General features: G+C 63.4%; 16 protein-coding genes and 1 tRNA gene. 10 read left to right on the top strand and 7 right to left on the bottom strand.

Going from position 1 to position 17,444, the window contains the following annotated elements; all coding sequences use genetic code 11:
* A partial coding sequence (locus tag U5775_RS37150; protein WP_322063118.1) for a hypothetical protein occupies positions 1 to 1,100 on the bottom strand: 1,100 nt, incomplete at its 3' end.
* A gap of 323 nt (positions 1,101 to 1,423) precedes the next feature.
* A complete protein-coding gene (locus U5775_RS37145) occupies positions 1,424 to 1,987 on the bottom strand; it encodes a recombinase family protein (RefSeq protein ID WP_322063117.1) in 564 nt (187 codons plus the stop codon).
* 355 nt (positions 1,988 to 2,342) lie between these two features.
* Between U5775_RS37145 and U5775_RS37140 the strand changes: the two genes are divergently transcribed.
* Genes U5775_RS37140 through U5775_RS37130 form a run of 3 tightly spaced genes read left to right on the top strand, consistent with a single transcriptional unit; the run spans position 2,343 to position 4,920 of the window.
* A complete protein-coding gene (locus tag U5775_RS37140; protein ID WP_322063116.1) occupies positions 2,343 to 3,158 on the top strand; it encodes a TIGR04255 family protein in 816 nt (271 codons plus the stop codon).
* Positions 3,158 to 4,027, top strand: coding sequence for a hypothetical protein (locus U5775_RS37135; RefSeq protein WP_322063115.1), 870 nt, complete (start codon positions 3,158 to 3,160; stop codon positions 4,025 to 4,027). The genes U5775_RS37140 and U5775_RS37135 overlap by 1 nt, the downstream gene beginning before the upstream one ends.
* Entirely contained in the window at positions 4,027 to 4,920 is an 894-nt protein-coding gene (locus tag U5775_RS37130; RefSeq protein WP_322063114.1) for a hypothetical protein, read from the top strand. Before U5775_RS37135 ends, U5775_RS37130 begins: the two co-directional genes overlap by 1 nt.
* Positions 4,921 to 5,400: 480 nt before the next feature.
* Here U5775_RS37130 and U5775_RS37125 read toward each other — a convergent pair.
* Positions 5,401 to 5,477, bottom strand: a tRNA-Pro gene (locus tag U5775_RS37125).
* Positions 5,478 to 5,734: 257 nt separating this feature from the next.
* On the opposite strand from U5775_RS37125, the gene imuA reads away from it, so the two are divergent.
* The 3 genes from imuA to U5775_RS37110 are packed head-to-tail and all read left to right on the top strand — an operon-like array spanning position 5,735 to position 11,759.
* Positions 5,735 to 6,613: a translesion DNA synthesis-associated protein ImuA gene (gene imuA / locus U5775_RS37120; protein WP_322063113.1), complete on the top strand. Its 879-nt coding sequence runs from the start codon at positions 5,735 to 5,737 to the stop codon at positions 6,611 to 6,613.
* On the top strand, positions 6,546 to 8,171 hold the full coding sequence (locus U5775_RS37115; RefSeq protein ID WP_322063119.1) for a DNA polymerase Y family protein: 1,626 nt from the start codon (positions 6,546 to 6,548) through the stop codon (positions 8,169 to 8,171). The genes imuA and U5775_RS37115 overlap by 68 nt, the downstream gene beginning before the upstream one ends.
* A gap of 36 nt (positions 8,172 to 8,207) precedes the next feature.
* Positions 8,208 to 11,759, top strand: a complete 3,552-nt coding sequence (locus tag U5775_RS37110) for an error-prone DNA polymerase (RefSeq protein WP_322063112.1) — start codon at positions 8,208 to 8,210, stop codon at positions 11,757 to 11,759.
* Between the two features lie 134 nt (positions 11,760 to 11,893).
* Here the strand turns inward: U5775_RS37110 and U5775_RS37105 are convergent, their stop codons facing one another.
* Positions 11,894 to 12,811: an SDR family oxidoreductase gene (locus tag U5775_RS37105; protein ID WP_322063111.1), complete on the bottom strand. Its 918-nt coding sequence runs from the start codon at positions 12,809 to 12,811 to the stop codon at positions 11,894 to 11,896.
* 13 nt (positions 12,812 to 12,824) lie between these two features.
* Positions 12,825 to 13,031 carry a heavy-metal-associated domain-containing protein gene (locus U5775_RS37100; protein ID WP_322063110.1) on the bottom strand — a complete coding sequence of 69 codons (207 nt, stop codon included), beginning with the start codon at positions 13,029 to 13,031 and terminating at the stop codon, positions 12,825 to 12,827.
* Between the two features lie 146 nt (positions 13,032 to 13,177).
* Between U5775_RS37100 and cueR the strand changes: the two genes are divergently transcribed.
* The 3 genes from cueR (at position 13,178) to U5775_RS37085 (ending at position 14,676) form a co-directional block, all read left to right on the top strand.
* Positions 13,178 to 13,594, top strand: a complete 417-nt coding sequence (cueR, locus tag U5775_RS37095) for a Cu(I)-responsive transcriptional regulator (protein ID WP_322063109.1) — start codon at positions 13,178 to 13,180, stop codon at positions 13,592 to 13,594.
* Between the two features lie 334 nt (positions 13,595 to 13,928).
* Complete coding sequence (locus U5775_RS37090) at positions 13,929 to 14,075, top strand: DUF3563 family protein (protein ID WP_322063108.1); 147 nt, start codon at positions 13,929 to 13,931, stop codon at positions 14,073 to 14,075.
* Between the two features lie 298 nt (positions 14,076 to 14,373).
* Positions 14,374 to 14,676 (top strand): hypothetical protein, encoded by a 303-nt coding sequence (locus U5775_RS37085; RefSeq protein ID WP_322063107.1) that lies wholly within the window; start codon positions 14,374 to 14,376, stop codon positions 14,674 to 14,676.
* 102 nt (positions 14,677 to 14,778) lie between these two features.
* On the opposite strand, the gene U5775_RS37080 is transcribed toward U5775_RS37085, so the two are convergent.
* The gene (locus U5775_RS37080; protein ID WP_322063106.1) at positions 14,779 to 15,624 is read right to left on the bottom strand and encodes a 23S rRNA (adenine(2030)-N(6))-methyltransferase RlmJ; all 846 of its coding nucleotides are present in this window, start codon (positions 15,622 to 15,624) and stop codon (positions 14,779 to 14,781) included.
* A gap of 327 nt (positions 15,625 to 15,951) precedes the next feature.
* Positions 15,952 to 16,923, bottom strand: coding sequence for an aldo/keto reductase (locus U5775_RS37075; RefSeq protein WP_322063105.1), 972 nt, complete (start codon positions 16,921 to 16,923; stop codon positions 15,952 to 15,954).
* A 296-nt stretch (positions 16,924 to 17,219) separates the two neighbouring features.
* Here U5775_RS37075 and U5775_RS37070 point away from each other — a divergent pair.
* Positions 17,220 to 17,444: SDR family NAD(P)-dependent oxidoreductase (locus tag U5775_RS37070; RefSeq protein ID WP_322063104.1), on the top strand; the 225-nt coding region annotated here is incomplete at its 3' end.

Raw genomic sequence — 17,444 nt, 5'->3', positions numbered from 1 at the left:
GGTGTTCCGCCAAAGTGCACCGCGTTTTCCTGGGCACCTAACGCCTGAGGCATTCGACTAAGGCAACTTTGGAAAATGTGATCGCCAGCGATACCGTTCTTCAGCCCCGGCAAAAGAGCCGTTTCCTTGCCGAATGCAGTTTGGAGTTGCTCGCGTGCCGTGCGTCCCCAATCGGTGTCAAACAGCAGCCGGTCTTGACCTTTGAGTTCCGCGAGTACTTGATCTATGGTTTGCAGCTTGTCGCAAAACTCTTTGAGGTGTTCGGCGGACTCGAACTCACGATGGAATAGATACCCTGCGTGCTTCAAGGCCAGCGGCATCGCCCGGTTCACCAAAGTTTGACGCTCGTCTACGTGGATATCGTCCCGATTAGGGAGGACCAGCGCGATTGGCGGGTCAAATTCTGCCGTCGCTACTTCGCGATATGTCATGGCTGTCAGGCTGTGTTTGACAATCATCCTGACCACTTCCCGATCGGGTGCCACTCCTAGCATCGGAGCGACCCTCATGATTGGGCAGGGAAGAATGATGGTGTCGACATAAAGGCCAGCCGTAGACACTGCGTTGTTCCAGTGCGGCGGAAACAGATCGCCCGCGAACGCCACTTTCAACTGCTGCCCATCCTGCAGGTGATAGGAGCCTGGATCAAACACGTTTCCCCAGAATTCGCGAAGAATATTCGCGAGTTCGGGAAGGCCTTCTGCCATATCCTTGACGAAGTCACTGGACTCGCTCATTGCGTACGCAACTTGTCCAGGTTCGGCTTTGGCTTCCTGCATTTGCTCAAATAGCCAACCGAATTCGTGGAAAAGGAAGTCGAAGTATTCCGTCTGGATCGCACCGAGAGTAACAGCCTCCTTCGCTTCCTCACGATACTGCATTGCGCGAATAGCCATCGTGGTCGCTCGGATACGGCCGTCGACGCTATCTGGATCAACCTTACCATCGGGGCGCAGACGGATCGCCTGTAGACTCTTAAAAAAGCCTTCGGCGAGATGCTCGGCAACCTTCAACTTTCCTTGATCGATTCTCTCCCTCAGAAGGAACACTCTATCGGTGAGGTCTTCAATCTCTTCTTCTGTGTAGACTCGCTTTGACATTTTTCCTCGTATTCGGAATGATCGAGAGCCCGAAACAGGAATCATACATGCACGTTCCCGTCGACTATTGCGGATGGATGGATCTGTGGAGGCAAGGAGCGGTGGTGCGAGTTATTGAGCCTGCTGCGGCTAGGCGATGACATGTATGGTGAGCGACGAGGCCACTTCGTGTCGAATAGTAGTTCCGTCCGCCGTGCCTTGGAAGCGGTCGTTGCCACGGGCCGAGATCGAACGGTTGAAACGGGACAAGCTATGCCGCTTAGTGCCGGGCAGGCAATCAATTGCAAAAAGCATCCGGCACATGGTCAATGAAGCTAGTGCGCTCAGGCAGGGCGCTTCAGGTATTGGTACAACGTCTCGCGGCTTATTCCCAGTTCACGCGCGATAGCGGCCTTTGCTTCGCCACCGGCAGCCCTAACTTGAAGGGCCTTAATCTGCTCGGGCGTAAGAGCTGGCTTGCGTCCCTTGTAGACACCGTTGGCTTTTGCGATTGCGATGCCTTCGCGTTGCCGTTCCCGGATCAATGCCCGTTCGAATTGGGCAAAGCCAGCCAGCATCGTCATCATGAGGTGCTGCTGAGGGTTGCTGTCCGACGAGAAGGTCATGGAGTCCTTCACGAACGAAACTGTCACGCCGCTCGACGTTAGTTCGCGAACTATCCGCAGGAGATCTTCCGTGTTTCGGGCCAACCGGTCCATGCTATGAACCAGCAGTACGTCGCCGTCGCGCACGTAGTCCAACGCTGCCTGAAGTTGTGGGCGAGTCGTATCTTTCCCGCTCGCCTTATCCACGAACGTTTTGTCGAGTTCGATGCCGTCAAGTTGACGCTCGGTGTTCTGGTCCGTCGTGCTGACGCGGATATAGCCAATACGCTTGCCCTTGCTCATTGCCGTCCGATGGAGTTGCCGAAGAAGTGTCAGGTTAGATTCTAGAGTATCTGGACGATGTGTCAAGAAATTAACTCGTCAACCCTATCTTGACGGCATAACCAGAACCACCTGACAGTCAGGTTGAGGTACACCGTAACCTGACGCCCGAGATCTCCCCGTACCGACGACGTGGCTCTCATCCCGCGCATATGGGCCCTTCAGTGACCCTGTTTACCGGCATGGAAACGTCGCTGATATCTCAAATGCCGCCGTCCTTCGCGCACAGCGCCCCCACGCTGGCAACGCCCAGCCAGAATCCCCTTGAAAACGCGAGCGCATAACTATACATTGCGTATAGTTATGGAGAAATTCAATGCAAACTGAAAATTCGCTAGGCCAGTGGCCCAACGCACCGCTTGCTTACGTCGTCGCCGAGTTGACCTTCCAACAGGTGCCAGGCAGTTCGGACAAGTTCGGACCCTTTGCTGAATTGCTCGCAGAGGAATACCCGATTTACTCGCCGACCCAGATGAATGTGGTGACCATTGGCGGGAACGTCCAGTCTGAAACCGTTACCGCGTCAGATCTCCGCGATTTCGACAATGTAAACGGTATTCGCGTCACGCCCACGTCGATGGCCGTGCATACCGTTGCGTACCGGGGTTGGGACGCTTTCCGTGACCAGCTTGCCAAAGCCCTTGAGGCCCTGAAGGCTACAGTTGCTCCCCGCGTGGTAGCTCGTCTAGCCCTACGATATATCGACCTGATTGTCCCGGCCGAGGGAGCCAGCGTAGCGGATTACCTTGCGCCAGAACTTCGGCCATGGGCCCCGTCGGATCCGAAGATTGGAACTCTGGATCAGCATAACCGGGTGATCGTGCTGAAGGACCAAGAGAATCGTGTAGTGATGGCGACGTCCATGGATCATATTCGGGTACCGATGACGCTGCCGCCGAATCTGCCCGCTATCCCGATTAAGCTGTCAACGATGCAACAAAAGGCAATGAAATGCTACGCAGAAAATCGCGCGTTCGGCATGCTGGACGTGCAGGCCACTCACGAGTCAGCCGGTCGTTTGGATATTCCTTCGATTCTCGAAAGCTTCAGATGCTTGCATGATAAGCAATCCGCACTGTTTAATAATATGATAAGTGAACGAGCGCTTCGGGAATGGAAGGAAGAAGCATAATGGCAACATACACCGTTGGCGATTTCCTGGAAAATCAGTTCCCCTTCATCAGAACGGTTTCCGGTGGGACACTTTCTATCCCTAATCAGCTTCCGCAGGAAGGTACGCAGAGCACGCAATTACAACAAGGCGGCTCTTGGATTTCGCCTACGGAGATTCCGTCTCTCCCACTCGATCGGCAAAGAGAGACTGCGTCCTACCAGCTTACACTCGCTAATGCGCCTATCCTGAATCCTGACTTGTACCCGGATTTGGGAGTATTCACCTTAATCGTCAATGGCGCCATCCATCAGAATTGGAACAAGGTCGCAGTATCGAGCTACCCGATTTACATGAGAGATACCGCCGAAGCCCTTCCGGGAGGCGAAAGTATCGTTGGCGCACCATTTAGCGTAGACCCGCCTCCCTCCGCCCATGCAATGTCTTACGACAAACTATTGGCGAGTCAGCAGCGCGATGCCATTCTGGCCTCTATGGATTTTCGTGCGGCCATTGAAGATTTGCTCCAGGACGAAGGTTTGACTCCGTACGATCTTACTCACATCCTCGATGTTTCTCGTGGCAACATTCAAATATGGCGGACCAAGCCACTAGAGAAACTGCGTGAAGCCAATCGAAGCAGGATGTCAGCACTTCTATACACTTGGAAATATTGGGTGCAGCAGGAAAACGCGCCGCCACTCGGGCGTTGGTTGCGCACACCAATATGGGAGAGTTTAACTCTGCTGGACGTGCTTGCGTCTGGTCGCGCAACCGACCGGGATTGTGCTATCGCAGTCGATCTGTTGAAGCCTATCTGGCGCAAGATAACAGGCTTGACCCTTGAGCGCCGTAGAAATTTAGCGGGGCTCCCGCGTCTGGAGATCTGATGGACACGCAGAGCATTGCCGAGTCGGATGCGGATCTTCCCGACCTGATCAATAACAATGGCTGGGCGACTGGTTCATTCGTAGACGTCAGTACCCTGTCAATGGTAGCTGACGTTTTTAAGACCGCAGGTGCTGATTGGGTAATAGAACGCTGTCAGCAGGGCCAATCTCATCTGATCGTCCTGACCCAATGGTGCGATCTCGCTATCGATGAAATCGAAAAAGAGCCAAATGTCGAATTTATTCTGGCGGAATCAGCTACCCAGAAGAAAGACGCGATTCAGTTCCTACTTTCATATCGAGCACTACAACTTGAGTGCAAATCCGCCGGCACGATATTGGAATTCAATACCCATAATCGAGTAACTGTGAGTAAAGCCGTATTTCGCCATCTACGCCGGGATAGTCGTGCACTCAGCTTCGAGGAAATGATTAAATTGACCGCCTGGATTGGCAGTCGATATAAGCGCGTACCACTGCCGAATGCCCTGGTTCGTCGCATGAGTTTCCGAGATAACGCGGTAAAAAAATCGGTTGATGAATTATCTAAACACCTTTTCGAAATCCGCGCGAACGTTACCCCGAATGGCAAGGAATTGAAGGATGGAGAAAGATACACGGTCGTTCTGTATCTGATCTCTAAAAATGCCCAGCTACCGGAAAAAGCTGCCAAAGCCTTCGACAAGTTCAAGAGCTGGGCAAACTCGCTGCAAAGCAAGGATGTCGTTGTACAGGTACACCTCAAGTCTGGCGACGAGGTCACCTACAGTCAAATGCGAAGCCTTTATCCGATCGACCTCGACGCGTTTACTTATTCGGCAAAAGGCAATCTCAAAGGGCTGCTACCGGCTGACATGACGTTACTAAATGACGCGCTACTCCCCGAGGGATGAGATGTCCGGATCCCTTCTGCGCCCTTGTGCACTGCGAAAATCGGCCCCAGCAACGTCGCGACAACAATCGCCCCAGCTTGATAGAGGCATCCATCGCGGCCGCTCATGTGGGCGAGACTGGCCATTGGGCGTCGTCGGATAACAACGACAGCTCAACGCGGCATGCCGCTCAAAGGCGCAGCAGGAGAGCGCTGCAATCAATTGCAAGTTGCATCCTGCGAGCGCCGCATGGCCCATTGAAGGTGGTCGACCAGCATACGGGGCAGCCTATAAGGCATTGGCGAGCGCGCTAGGTGGTACTGGAGCCGCCCAAACGGAACTCCCGTTTGGCGAGATGGCCGTTGCGTAGCAAGTAGTTGCGAAGCCTTGGCACCCACGACAATCCAACGCGCAATCTCTCCGTTGGGGTCAATGTTGGGGTCAAGCGACTGAAAAGAAAAAGGGGTTACAGGCCGATAGCTTGTAACCCCTTGATATTACTGGTCGGAGCGATAGGATTCGAACCTACGACCCTCTGATCCCAAATCAGATGCGCTACCAGGCTGCGCTACGCTCCGACGAATCGTGGATTGTAGCGTCCCGCGATATGCGCCGTCAAATCGCGACCCGGACTCCCTTTCTTCCCGGCGCAAACGTCTCCGCGCAAGCCCTCTCACCCACCGACACGACGTTTCCCAAAAGCTTCCCAAAATCCCGCTCAATACTGTATAAATATACAGGTGACGACGCGGCGCTTCATGCCGCGTCAACGCTCCCGTCATGCCCCGTTTTGTGTTGGGCAGGGCGAACTATTCCCTTTTTCCAGAGCGCAATCATGCCAGCACTCCAGCTTGCGGCGACGCACCTGCCGCCCCGGCTGCAAAGCCGGATCTGGCAGGGCAACCAGCTCGCGTACGCAGGCGGGCGCACAGTGGCGAGCGGTCACGGCGCGCTCGACGCCCAGTTGCCCGGCGCGGGCTGGCCGGCGGGCAGCCTGACCGAGCTGCTCGTCGAGCAGGGCGGCATCGGCGAGATGCGGCTCGTCGCGCCCGCGCTGCGCGCGCTCACCGCGCAGGGGCGGCACGTGCTGCTCGTCGCGCCGCCGTGGCAGCCGTACGCGTGTGCGCTCAAGGCGTGGGGGATCGCGCTCGAGCGCCTGATCTGGGTGCGCGCGAGCGAGAGCGAGGCGCCGTGGGCCGCCGAGCAGGCGCTCAAGCAGGACGGCATCGGCGCCGTGCTGCTCTGGCAGCCCAAGGCGCGCGCCGACGCCCTGCGGCGTCTGCAGGTCGCCGCGCAGGATTCGCAGTCGCTGGCGTTTCTCATGCGGCCGCCCGCCGCGCGCAGCCAGTCGTCGCCGGCGCCGTTGCGCATGGTCTGCACGCCGGTGCCGCCGCCCGAAGACGCGCGTCTGAACCGTCGCGAATGGATGCAGCTCACCGCGGTCTCCGTCGATATTTTCAAGCGTCGCGGGCCGCCGCCCGCCCAGCCACTCGTCATCACTTTGCCGCTGCAGGAGTCGGTGCTGCCCCAGCCGGGCGCATTGCCGGCCGCGCCGTGGCCCGGGATCAATCATGTTGTGGATCGCCGTCACCTTGCCGTTGTTGCCGCTGGAGGCCGTGGTGCCGCCCGTGCCGCTCACGTCACTCATGCCGCCAGCGCCACTGGAACCCCCAGCGTCGCCGGTATCGACGTCCCTGCCGGCCAGTCGACCTGATGAGGCCGCGCGACAGGGCTCACAGGAGGCACCGGGCTCAGAGGGCGCACCGGGTGCACCGGACGCGCGCTGCTACGCGCTCGCCGATCACGCGCGCATCCTGATCGCCGATCTCGATGCGTTCCGCCTTGGCGTGCAGCCGGGCAGCACGCGCGCCCATGCGCTGGCGCTCGCGCCGGGGCTGGTGCTGCTCGAGCCCGATCCGGCGCGCGAGACGCGCGCGTTCGAGGCGCTCGCGCTCGCATTGCTCGCCTACACGCCGAAGGTGTCGCTCGCGCAGTCGCCGCAGTCGCATACGCTCTTGCTCGAAGTCGGCTCCGGGCTGCGTCTTTTCGGCGGCGTGCGCGCGCTGCTCGCCAGGGTGGCGGCCACGGTGGCCAACTGCGGCCACGCCGCGCGCATTGCCTGCGCGCCCACGGCCTGGGGCGCGTGGACGCTTGCGCAGGCGCGTGCGTGCGCCGGGGCGCATGCCGTGCGCCGTTTTCGCGTGCTCAAGGACGCTACGCTTGCGCGCGCACTCGACGCGCTGCCGGTCGCGCTCGCGCCGTTCGCCGCGCAGCACGAGCAGGCGCTCACGCAAATCGGCTGTGCGAAGCTCGGCGATTTGCGGCGGCTGCCGCGCGATGGCATCGTGCGCCGCTTCGGCGATGGCGTGCTCGGCTGGCTCGCGCAGGCGCGCGGCGAGGCGCCCGATCCGCGTGCCTGGTTTGCCGCGCCGCCGTCGTTTCACGCGTCGCTCGAATTGCAGGCGCGCGTGGAGAGCGCCGAGGCGCTGCTGTTCGCCGCGCGCCGTCTCGTGATGCAGCTCGCCGGCTGGCTTGCCGCCCAGCACGGCGCGCTGAGCGGCTTCGAGCTGCGCCTCGAGCACGAGCTGGCCTCGCGCCACGCGCCGCGCACGTCGAGCCTCACGCTTTCGTGGGCCGCGGCCTCGCGCGATGCCGAGCATCTGCTGTGGCTGTTGCGAGAGAAGCTCAATCAGACCGCGCTGGCCGGGCCCGTGATCGGTCTCGCGCTCGTCGCCGATCAGGTGAGCGCTTATGCGCCGCCCACGGATACGCTCTTTCCCTCGCCCGAGGCGTCGGATGCTTCGCTCGCGCAACTCTTCGAGCGTATTGGCGCGCGCATCGGCGAGCAGAACGTGCTGCAGCTATTCGTCGAGGACGATCACCGGCCCGAGCACGCGATGTCGGCGCGCACGTATCGTGCGCGTCGCCCGGCTGCGCGCAAGCCGCGCAAGGCGAACGGTCCGCCCGATGCGCAGCAGGAAGCCGCGCCCGTGCAGACGGCTTTCGATCTGCCCGAGGTGCCGCTGCCGTCGCAGCCGCGCCCGGCATGGCTGCTCGAAAAGCCGCTCAAGCTGGCGGTGCGCGACGACCGGCCGGTTTATCGGCGCCCGCTCAAGATGCTCACGCGCACCGAGCGCATCGAGGCGGGATGGTGGGACGGCGAGGGCGTCGGGCGCGACTATTACGTCGCCGCCGACGACCAGGGCCGCATGTTCTGGCTGTACCGCGAGCGCATCGGCGGGCAGTGGTATCTGCAAGGGCTTTTCGGCTAACGCCGGTTCATCTTCAGCATCATGTCGAACAGCGGGATGGGCACATCGTTGCCCACGCAACCTTCTTCGCCGGGAGCGGCGCTGCCCGAGTACGCGGAGCTGCACTGCCTGACCAACTTCACGTTTCTGCGCGGCGCGTCGCGCCCGGGCGAGCTGGTCGAGCAGGCGATCCGTCACGGCTATCGCGCGCTCGCCATCACCGACGAATGCTCGTTCGCCGGCATCGTGCGCGCGTATAGTGCGCTCAACGAATACGACGAGCCACGTAGAAAGGCGCATCGGGAGATGCGCAAAGCGGCACATGACGCAGCCGTGTGCGCGGCCCGCGCGCTGGGCCTGAGCATGACGCAGGCCGAAGCCGCGGTGGCCGCGCTCGGCCCGTTCGTGCCTTCGCTGCATCTGCTGATCGGCAGCGAGCTGAATCTCGTCGATGAAAACGGCGCGCCGTTCTGCACGCTCGTGGCGATCGCGATGAACCGCGAGGGCTACGGCAACCTCTGCGAGCTGATCACGCTTGCGCGCTCGCGCGCGGACAAGGGCGATTACCGCGTGCATCCGTCCGACTTCACCGATCCCGAGCCCGAGTTCACGCATCTGACGCACTTGCGCGATTGCGTGCTGCTGCTCGTGCCGCAGCGCGCGGCCACGCTCGCCCAGACGCTGCGCGCCGCGCACTGGCTCGCGGGTTTCGCGGCCGGGCGCGCCTGGCTCGCGCTCGAACTCTGGCAAACGGGCGGCGACGATACGCAGATCGAAGTGCTGCGCCACGTCTCGCAGGAAAGCGGTCTGCCGCTCGTCGCGGCGGGCGGCGTGCTGATGCACGCGCGCTCGCGCAAGCCGCTGCAGGACACGCTGAGCGCGGTGCGCATCGGCAAGCCGCTCGCGTCGTGCGGCCGCGCGCTGGAGCCGAATGCGGAGCGCCATCTGCGCTCGCGCGTGCGGCTCGGCAAGCTGTATCCGCGCGAGGCGCTCGACGCGACGCTGGAGGTCGCACGCCGCTGCACGTTTTGCCTCAGCGAGCTGGCCTACGAGTATCCCGAGGAGCTCGTGCCCACGGACGAGACGCCCGCCACGTGGCTCGAAAAGCTCGTGATGAAAGGCGCCACCGAGCGCTGGCCCGACGGCCTGAACGAAAAGCGCAGCAAGCAGATTGGAGAGGAGCTCGAACTGATTGGCGAGCTGAAGTACGAAAAGTATTTCCTGACCGTGCACGACATCGTCCGCTTTGCGCGCTCGAAGAACATCCTGTGTCAGGGACGCGGCTCGGCGGCGAACTCGGTGGTTTGCTATTGCCTCGGGATCACGGAGATCGATCCGGTGCGCATGAACATGCTCGTCGCGCGCTTTCTGTCCCGCGCGCGCAACGAGCCGCCCGACATCGACGTCGACTTCGAGCATCAGCGGCGCGAGGAAGTCATTCAGTACATCTACGGCAAGTACGGCAAGCGCCGCGCCGCGCTGGCCGCGACGCTCATCACGTACCGCTCGCGCAGTGCGCTGCGTGACGTGGGCAAGACGCTGGGGCTCGACAACGCGCTCGTCGAAAAGCTTTCGGGCGCGCATCAGTGGTGGGACGGCCCCGATTCGATCGCGAGCCATCTGGCCGAGGCGGGCTTCTCGCCCGATTCGCACGTCACGCAGCAACTGATCCGCCTCACGCGCGAGCTGCGTGGCTTCCCGCGCCATCTCTCGCAGCACGTGGGCGGTTTCGTGATCGCGCGCGACAAGCTCTCGCGCCTCGTGCCCATCGAAAACGCGGCGATGAAGGACCGCTACGTGATCGAATGGGACAAGGACGATATCGACGCGCTGCGTCTTCTGAAAGTGGACGTGCTCGCGCTCGGCATGCTGTCGGCGATCCGGCGCTCGCTCGAGTTCGTCGCGTTGCGGCGCGGTCGGCCCGCGTATCGCATGCAGGACATTCCGTCCGAGGACCCGGCGGTCTACGAGATGTGCTGTCACGCGGACACCGTCGGCGTGTTCCAGATCGAGTCGCGCGCGCAGCAGAGCATGTTGCCGCGTTTGCGTCCGCGCGAGTATTACGACCTCGTGATCCAGGTGGCGATCGTGCGGCCCGGGCCGATTCAGGGCGATATGGTGCATCCGTATCTGAAGCGCCGGCATGGTGAGGAGAAGGTCGAGTACGAGAAGGAGGAACTGCGCCCCGTGCTCGAGCGCACGCGCGGCGTGCCGATCTTCCAGGAGCAGGTGATGCACCTCGCGATGGTCGCCGCCAACTACACCGGCGAGGAAGCCGACAAGCTGCGCCGCGCGATGGCCGCGTGGCGGCGTGATGGCGATTTGCGGCCGTATCAGGCCGACCTCACGCGGCGCATGCTTGCCAAGGGCTACGAGCAGAAGTTTGCCGATCGCATCTGCAAGCAGATCGAGGGCTTCGGCGACTACGGCTTTCCTGAGAGCCATGCGGCGAGCTTCGCGCTGCTCGTCTACACGAGCTCGTGGCTCAAGCGCTACGAGCCCGCCGCATTTCTCGCAGGATTGCTGAACAGTCAGCCGCTCGGGTTCTATTCGCCATCGCAGCTCGTGCAGGATGCGAAGCGGCACGGCGTGAAGGTGCGCGCGCCCGATATCGCGCTGAGCGACTGGGCGTCGGTGCTGGAGTCGCGCGGTCAGCCGGGCGTGCGGCTCGATGCCGATGGCGCGGTTGCCCGCTGCGCCGAGGTCACGCATTACCGCGCGCTGTTGAGGGCCGCTGCGCTTGCACTCGCGCAGACGCGCAGCGGGGCTGGGCGTGACGACGCACATGACGGCAGGCCCGCTCGTGATGGCGCGCGAAAACGGCCGCGCCCATTCATGCACGGTCTCAAGCGCATCATCCGCGCGCCTCGTACGCTAGCGTCGCAGCATTACGGGCGCAGAGGCCCGGCGGTGCGCCTCGGCTTCAGCCTCATCAAGGGGTTTTCGGAGGATGCCGCGCAGCGCGTGATGGCCGCGCGCGCGCAGGCGCCGTTCGTCGACGTCGACGATCTCGCGCGCCGTGCCGCGCTCACGCGCCGCGAGCTCGAAGCGCTTGCGGCGGCCAATGCGCTCGCGAGTATCGCGGGGCATCGGCGCGAGGCGTGGTGGGCCGTGACCGCGCAGCACGCGGTGCCCGCGCTATTGCGCGACGCACCCGTGGCCGAGGCGCGGCTCGAACTGCCGCGTGCCTCGGAGGGCGCCGAGATCGTCGCCGATTACGCGAGCCTGCGCCTCACGCTCAACCGCCATCCGCTCGAACTGCTGCGGCCGGGGCTGGCGAAGCAGCGCTTTCGCAGCGCGGCGCAACTGGCGCAGTGCCGTCACGGCATGCTCGCGCGCGTGTGCGGGATCGTCACGGTGCGGCAGCGACCGGGCACGGCGAAGGGCACGATCTTCGTCTCGCTCGAGGACGAAACCGGCGCGATCAACGTGATCGTGCATGCGACGCTCGTGGAGTCGCAGCGCAGGGAATTGCTTGGGGCGTCGTTGCTGGCGGTGGCCGGTGTCGTGCAGCGCGAGGGCGAGGTCGTGCATCTGGTCGCGCATCGGCTGGAGGATCACAGCCGGCTGCTCGGGCGGCTCGCAACCCAGAGCCGCGATTTTCATTGAGCAGGGCAGCCGGACGCAGGGCATCGGCAGCAGGCCTGGCGCGCGTGGCGTTGCTGGCCGCCCGTGAGTGCTTCCAGTAGTTTATTGATCCGGAGCCGGGGTTTTAGTCACGACTCCGGGCTCATGCGGCGCGCTTACCGTGCCGCGCCGTCGCGCTCGAACGCGTCGAGCACCGCGCGAACACCCGCGTCGAAGGGCGTGCGTCGACCCATGCCCAGCGCTTCGAGCCGCCCCGAGTCGAGGTGGCAATCGCGCGGACGCGGCGTCGCATCGGCGGGCGCCGTCTGCGCGACGAGTTGCGCCTGAATGCCGAGCACATTTGCAATGCGCTGCGCGATGTCGTACTTGGTCATCGGCTCGTCGCCGGACCATTGCGCGATGCCGCGCACGGCGCTCCCGTCCGCGCAGCGCGTGAGCAGTTCGCGAATCACGAACGCGACGTCGGGCGTGAAGGTGGGATAGCGCGTGGCCCAGGCGTCCATGACCGCGGGCGCGGCACCCGCCTGCGCCGAAGCGCGGATCGCCGGCACGAGGCTCGTCACCGCCGACTCCTGCCAGTCGACGATCGGGCCGTACAGCAGCGGCAGGCGCAGCACGAGCGCGTTGTCGGAGGTATCGAGCAGCGCGCGCTCGCCTTCGAGCTTGCTGCGGCCATAGGCGTTGAGCGGGTTCGGCGCGGCATCGGGCAGATAGGGCGGCTGCGTGCCGTCGAAAACATAGTCGGTAGAGATCGACAGCACCCACGCGCCGCGCCGCTTTGCCGCCGCGGCAATGCTGCGCACGGCGTCGACATTGAGCGCGCGCGCCGCGGCCGGGTCGTGCTCGCAGACGTCGGGCCGGCGCTCGGCGGCGGCGAGCACGATGGCGTCCGGCGCCTGGCCGGCGACGAATGCGTCGACCGCGTGCGCATCCCGCACGTCGAGCGCGACCTGACCCGCGCCCACCCGGCTGAAGGCCGTGGGCACGACCTGCCAGTTCGTCTCTGCTGCAAGCTCGCGCACGAGTGCGCGCCCGAGCAGCCCGGAAGCCCCTGCTACGGCAACCTTGAACATGGTGCGCTCCGCGTCAGGCGCCGGCCGTGCCCGTGACGGTATAGCCCGCCTCGTCGATGGCGGCCTTGAGCACCTCGGCGCTCTGCTTCGACTCGACGCTCACGCGGCCCGCGGCCAGATCGATCTCGACCTTCGCGGCCGCATCGTGTTCGTGGATCGCGCGCGTGACGGCGCCGACGCAGTGCTGGCAGCTCATGCCTTCGACGTTGAACTGGATCATGGTGTTTTCCTTTCTGGAGGGACTGGGTAAGGAGGAGAGGGGGCCGTCGCCGGATTATGCCAGTGGGCATGCGGCGAGGGCGCTGGACCTTCCCATCATGGGAAGGTGTAGGATCAAAATTATCGAATGCAACGCAGGGGAGCAGCATGAACATCGGCGAAGCGGCGCGCGAATCGGGCGTCACGGCGAAAATGATCCGCTACTACGAGAGCGTCGGCCTGCTCGCGCCGAAGGGGCGCACCGAGTCCGGCTACCGCGTCTACGGCATGGAAGAGGTGCACGCGCTGCGCTTCATCCGCCAGGCGCGGCGCCTCGGCTTTCTCGTCGACGATATCCGGCGCCTGCTCGCGCTCTGGCACGACCGCTCGCGCGCCAGCGCCGAGGTCAAGGCCATTGCGCTCGAGCACGTGGCCGAGCTCGACCAGCGCATTGCCGAGCTCACGCAGATGCGCGACACGCTGAGCCATCTGGCGGCCTACTGCCACGGCGACGACCGGCCGGACTGCCCGATCATCGAACGGCTCGCCGACCCGGAACCGGTTGCCCAGGACGTTCAAGCCTGAAAGGGCCGCCGACGGAGCGCAGAGCGCCCAAAGCGAGGCGCAGAGGTACAACCTGCGTTGGCAAATTGTCGCAACTTTTGCGATGTGCCGCACCGCCTTGGTGCGCATCGAGGCATGATGCACGCATATTTGCCGATGTTGCAGGGAAATGTGTCGATAAATCATGATGTTGCCCAAAGCGCCCCCAATGCACCATTCCAGAACGGAATGCACACTATTCAATCAATTCACTGGCAAAGTCGGGTGCAACCGTTATAATGCGGGTTATCCCTTACGAGGGTAATCCCTGATGCAAATCCACCGGGGATACATCTGATCCTTGGAGAACAACATCATGTTTGCATACCTTCTTGAAAAGCTGAGCAACTGGTTCGAAACGGCAGAACGTCGCCGCCGCGAAGCGTATCTCGCGACCTCGGCAGACATCGTGCAACTCGAGCAGCGCATCCGCTCGATCGAATCGAACGGCTACTCGCGCTAAGCAGTCAGCAGGTTTCTGCACTGCCCCAAGCCCCGCATCTGGCGGGGCTTTGTCATTTCTGGGCCGGCTCTGGCGGCCTCAGGGTGCCTGTGCTGCCCACGCCATGCAGTCTGAACCTTGCCACCGCGGTAAGGTAAAGTCTTTTCTGCGACAAGCCGATAGCCCGGCAAGAGGATCGGAGCGCCTGGCGCCAAAGCGCTCACGTTGATCGACCCGTATTGGCCAACAACGAAGTCGCATTGATCGGGGGCTGCCCATGACGTCAGATCGTTTTCTCCACCGCATTTCCCGCAAACGGATGTCCCTCGCGCTGATGGCGGGCGCCGTCATGGCGATGACGCTGGCGAGCGCCGCTGCGCGCGCAGCCGGGCAGCCGTTGATTCTGGATACGCAGCGAGGGATCAGCGATGGCCAGTCGGGCACGGTGCTGCAGAACGCGCCGCTTTCGCCTCAGCCGATGGTGCAGACGCAGTCGTTGCCGACGCTCAATGGTTCGGGCACGGACGGCTCGCAGCCGCCGATCATCGTCGCGCCGTATGTGGAAGTGCCGGGGGGCGGCGGAAGGCCGCCGCGGCCTATGCCGAGACCGGCGCCGCAGTAATTACCGCACCTTGCCGCCGCGCGGCCATGCTCAAGGTGGCGTGGATACAGCGCGTCAATCGGGCGGCATCGATAACGCGACACGGCGCGGTCGGCACGTGCCTCAGTCGCCGCGCGATTCGATCTTGAACTGCGCGCCGTCGTCCTGGCCGAGCGTCTTGACGAGCCACGGCATCACTTCCTTGAGCGTCACCGCGAGCGTGTAGGGCGGATTCAGGATGAACATGCCGCTGCCATACAGGCCGAAGCCGTCTTCGGGCGGACGGCTGACCGAGAGCGTGACGTGCAGCCAGTTCTTCTCCTGGAGGCGCTTTAATTGCTCGGGAAAGCGTTGCGACTCGGGCCGCGTGACCTGCGGATACCAGACCGCGTAGGTGCCGTTGGAAAAGCGCTTGAGACCCTCTTCCACGCACGCGAGCGTGCGCGCGTAGTCGCGCTTGTCCTCGAACGACGGGTCGATCAGCACGAGCGCGCGGCGCGGCGGCGGGGGCAGCAGCGCCTTGACGCCGTCGAAGCCGTCGCCCGCATAGATCATCACGCGGCGGCCCGCGTCGCGAAAGCGGTGGCGCAGCACGTCGATTTCCGTGCTGTGCAGCTCGAACAGCCGCATGCGGTCCTGTTCGCGCATCAGCCGCCAGGCGAGATAGGGCGAGCCGGGATAGAAGCGCAGCTCGCCGTCGGGATTGAGCGCCGCGACTTCGTCGACGTAATCGGCAAGCATCGGCGGCAGATCGGTGCGGCCCCAGAGCTTGCCGATGCCGGTGTCGAACTCGGCGTTCCTGGTGGCGTAGCCTTCGCGCAGCGCGTAGGCGCCCGCGCCCGCATGGGTGTCGATGTACCAGTACGCCTTGTCCTTCTTGCCGAGGTAATGCAGCAACTGCACGGTGACGGCGTGCTTGAGGACATCGGCGTGATTGCCGGCGTGGAAGGCGTGGCGGTAGCTCAGCATGGTGGGGCGGACGCGAGGTCGGTGGCGATCGAAAATGCGGACAATGCGGGCCGGCGCGTGCGTACGTGCATGCGCGCCGGGCGATTGCTGACGATACGAAAGATACGAAAACGGCGGCGTGCTGATACGTTGACAGGTTCGCGCGCCGCCGGCGAATCGCGCTGACGGCCCGGTAAAGCATGCGGCGCGCCGGCGAGGCCGCGTATTGTACAGCGGGTATAGCGGCGGGGTGCCCCGGCGGCTGGGCTCCGCGCTTCGGCGCGATCGCGGGCTTGTGCCGCCCAGCCGCGCCACCCGCATCAATCGTCGCGTCGTAGCCCAGCCGTCCTAGCTGTAATTGTCGCCGATGATCGCCTCGATCTTCTCCTTCACCTCCGGCGTGATTTTTTCCGCCACGTCGCGCGCCACCATGTTTTCGCCGATCTGCTCGACGCGCGACGCGCCGGTAATCACCGTGCTCACGTGCGGATTCTTGAGGATCCACGCGAGCGCGAGCTGGCCCACCGTGCAGCCCAGTTCCTTCGCGAAGTCCGCGAGCCTGCCGACGATCTCGTTCTTGTCGGCATCCGTGACGGCCTTGCGCAGCCAGTCATAGCCCTGCAACTGGGCGCGGCTGCCGGCGGGCACGCCGCCGCGATACTTGCCCGTGAGCAGCCCCGAGGCAAGCGGGCTCCAGGTCGTGAGACCGAGCCCGATGTCCTCGTAGAGCCGCCGGTATTCGTCTTCCACGCGGCGCCGGTGGAACAGGTTGTACTGTGGCTGCTCCATGACGGGCTTGTGAAGATGGTGGCGCTCCGCAATCTCCCACGCGGCGCGAATTTCGTCGGCGCTCCACTCCGAGGTGCCCCAATAGAGCGCCTTGCCGCGCGCGATCATGTCGCTCATGGCCCAGACGGTTTCCTCGACGGGCGTGTTCGGATCGGGGCGATGGCAGAACACCAGATCGACGTAATCGAGCTGCAGCCGCTTGAGCGAGCCGTCGATGGCGTTCATGAGGTACTTGCGATTGAGCGTGTGGTACTGGTTGGGCGCCTCGTTCAAGCCCCAGAAGAACTTGGTGGAGACCACGTAGCTCACGCGCGGCCAGTTGAGCTCCTTGAGCGCCTGGCCCATGATCTCCTCCGACTGGCCGCCCGCGTAGACCTCCGCGTTGTCGAAGAAGTTGACGCCCGCGTCGCGCGCCGCCGCCAGCGATTCGCGCGCGAGATTGTGGTCGACCTGATTGCCGTAGGTGACCCACGAGCCAATGGACAGTTCGCTGACTTGCAGGCCCGAGCGGCCCAGTCGCCGATAGTTCATGAACGCCTCCTTGTAGAGCGGCCAAACTTAGCACGATCTCCGCGCGTGCGCTGGGCACGTGCGGCGCGCTGCGAGCGCCCGTGCGGCATGCGCCTGTGCGCTGCCGCATGGGTATGGAAATGGTGGGCCGCGCTGTCCGGCTCGATGCGCGTGGCGCGCGGCTTCATGCACAATAGCGCGGTTGGCCGCGGCGCAACATCCGACCGAATGGCGTAGGCGAATGCTTACGCCATTCGACAGGTTTGACGGCGTGTGCGCGTCGAGGTCTCATCTCGTCTACTACCTGGAGGTGCTCGATGTCGTCTCTCACTCTGAACACGAAGCTCAATGGCAAGGTCGCGGTCGTTACCGGCGCGGCCAGCGGCATCGGCAAGCAGATCGCGCTCACGCTCGCGCAGGCGGGCGCGGCGGTCGCTATCGCCGACCTCAACCAGAACGGCGCCGACGCCGTGGCCGAGGAGATCAAGGGCGCGGGCGGCAAGGCCATCGGCGTGGCCATGGACGTCACCAGCGAAGACGCC

Source organism: Paraburkholderia sp. J63 (assembly GCF_905220245.1).
Lineage (GTDB): Bacteria > Pseudomonadota > Gammaproteobacteria > Burkholderiales > Burkholderiaceae > Paraburkholderia.
This window is presented reverse-complemented; position numbering and strand designations above follow the sequence as displayed.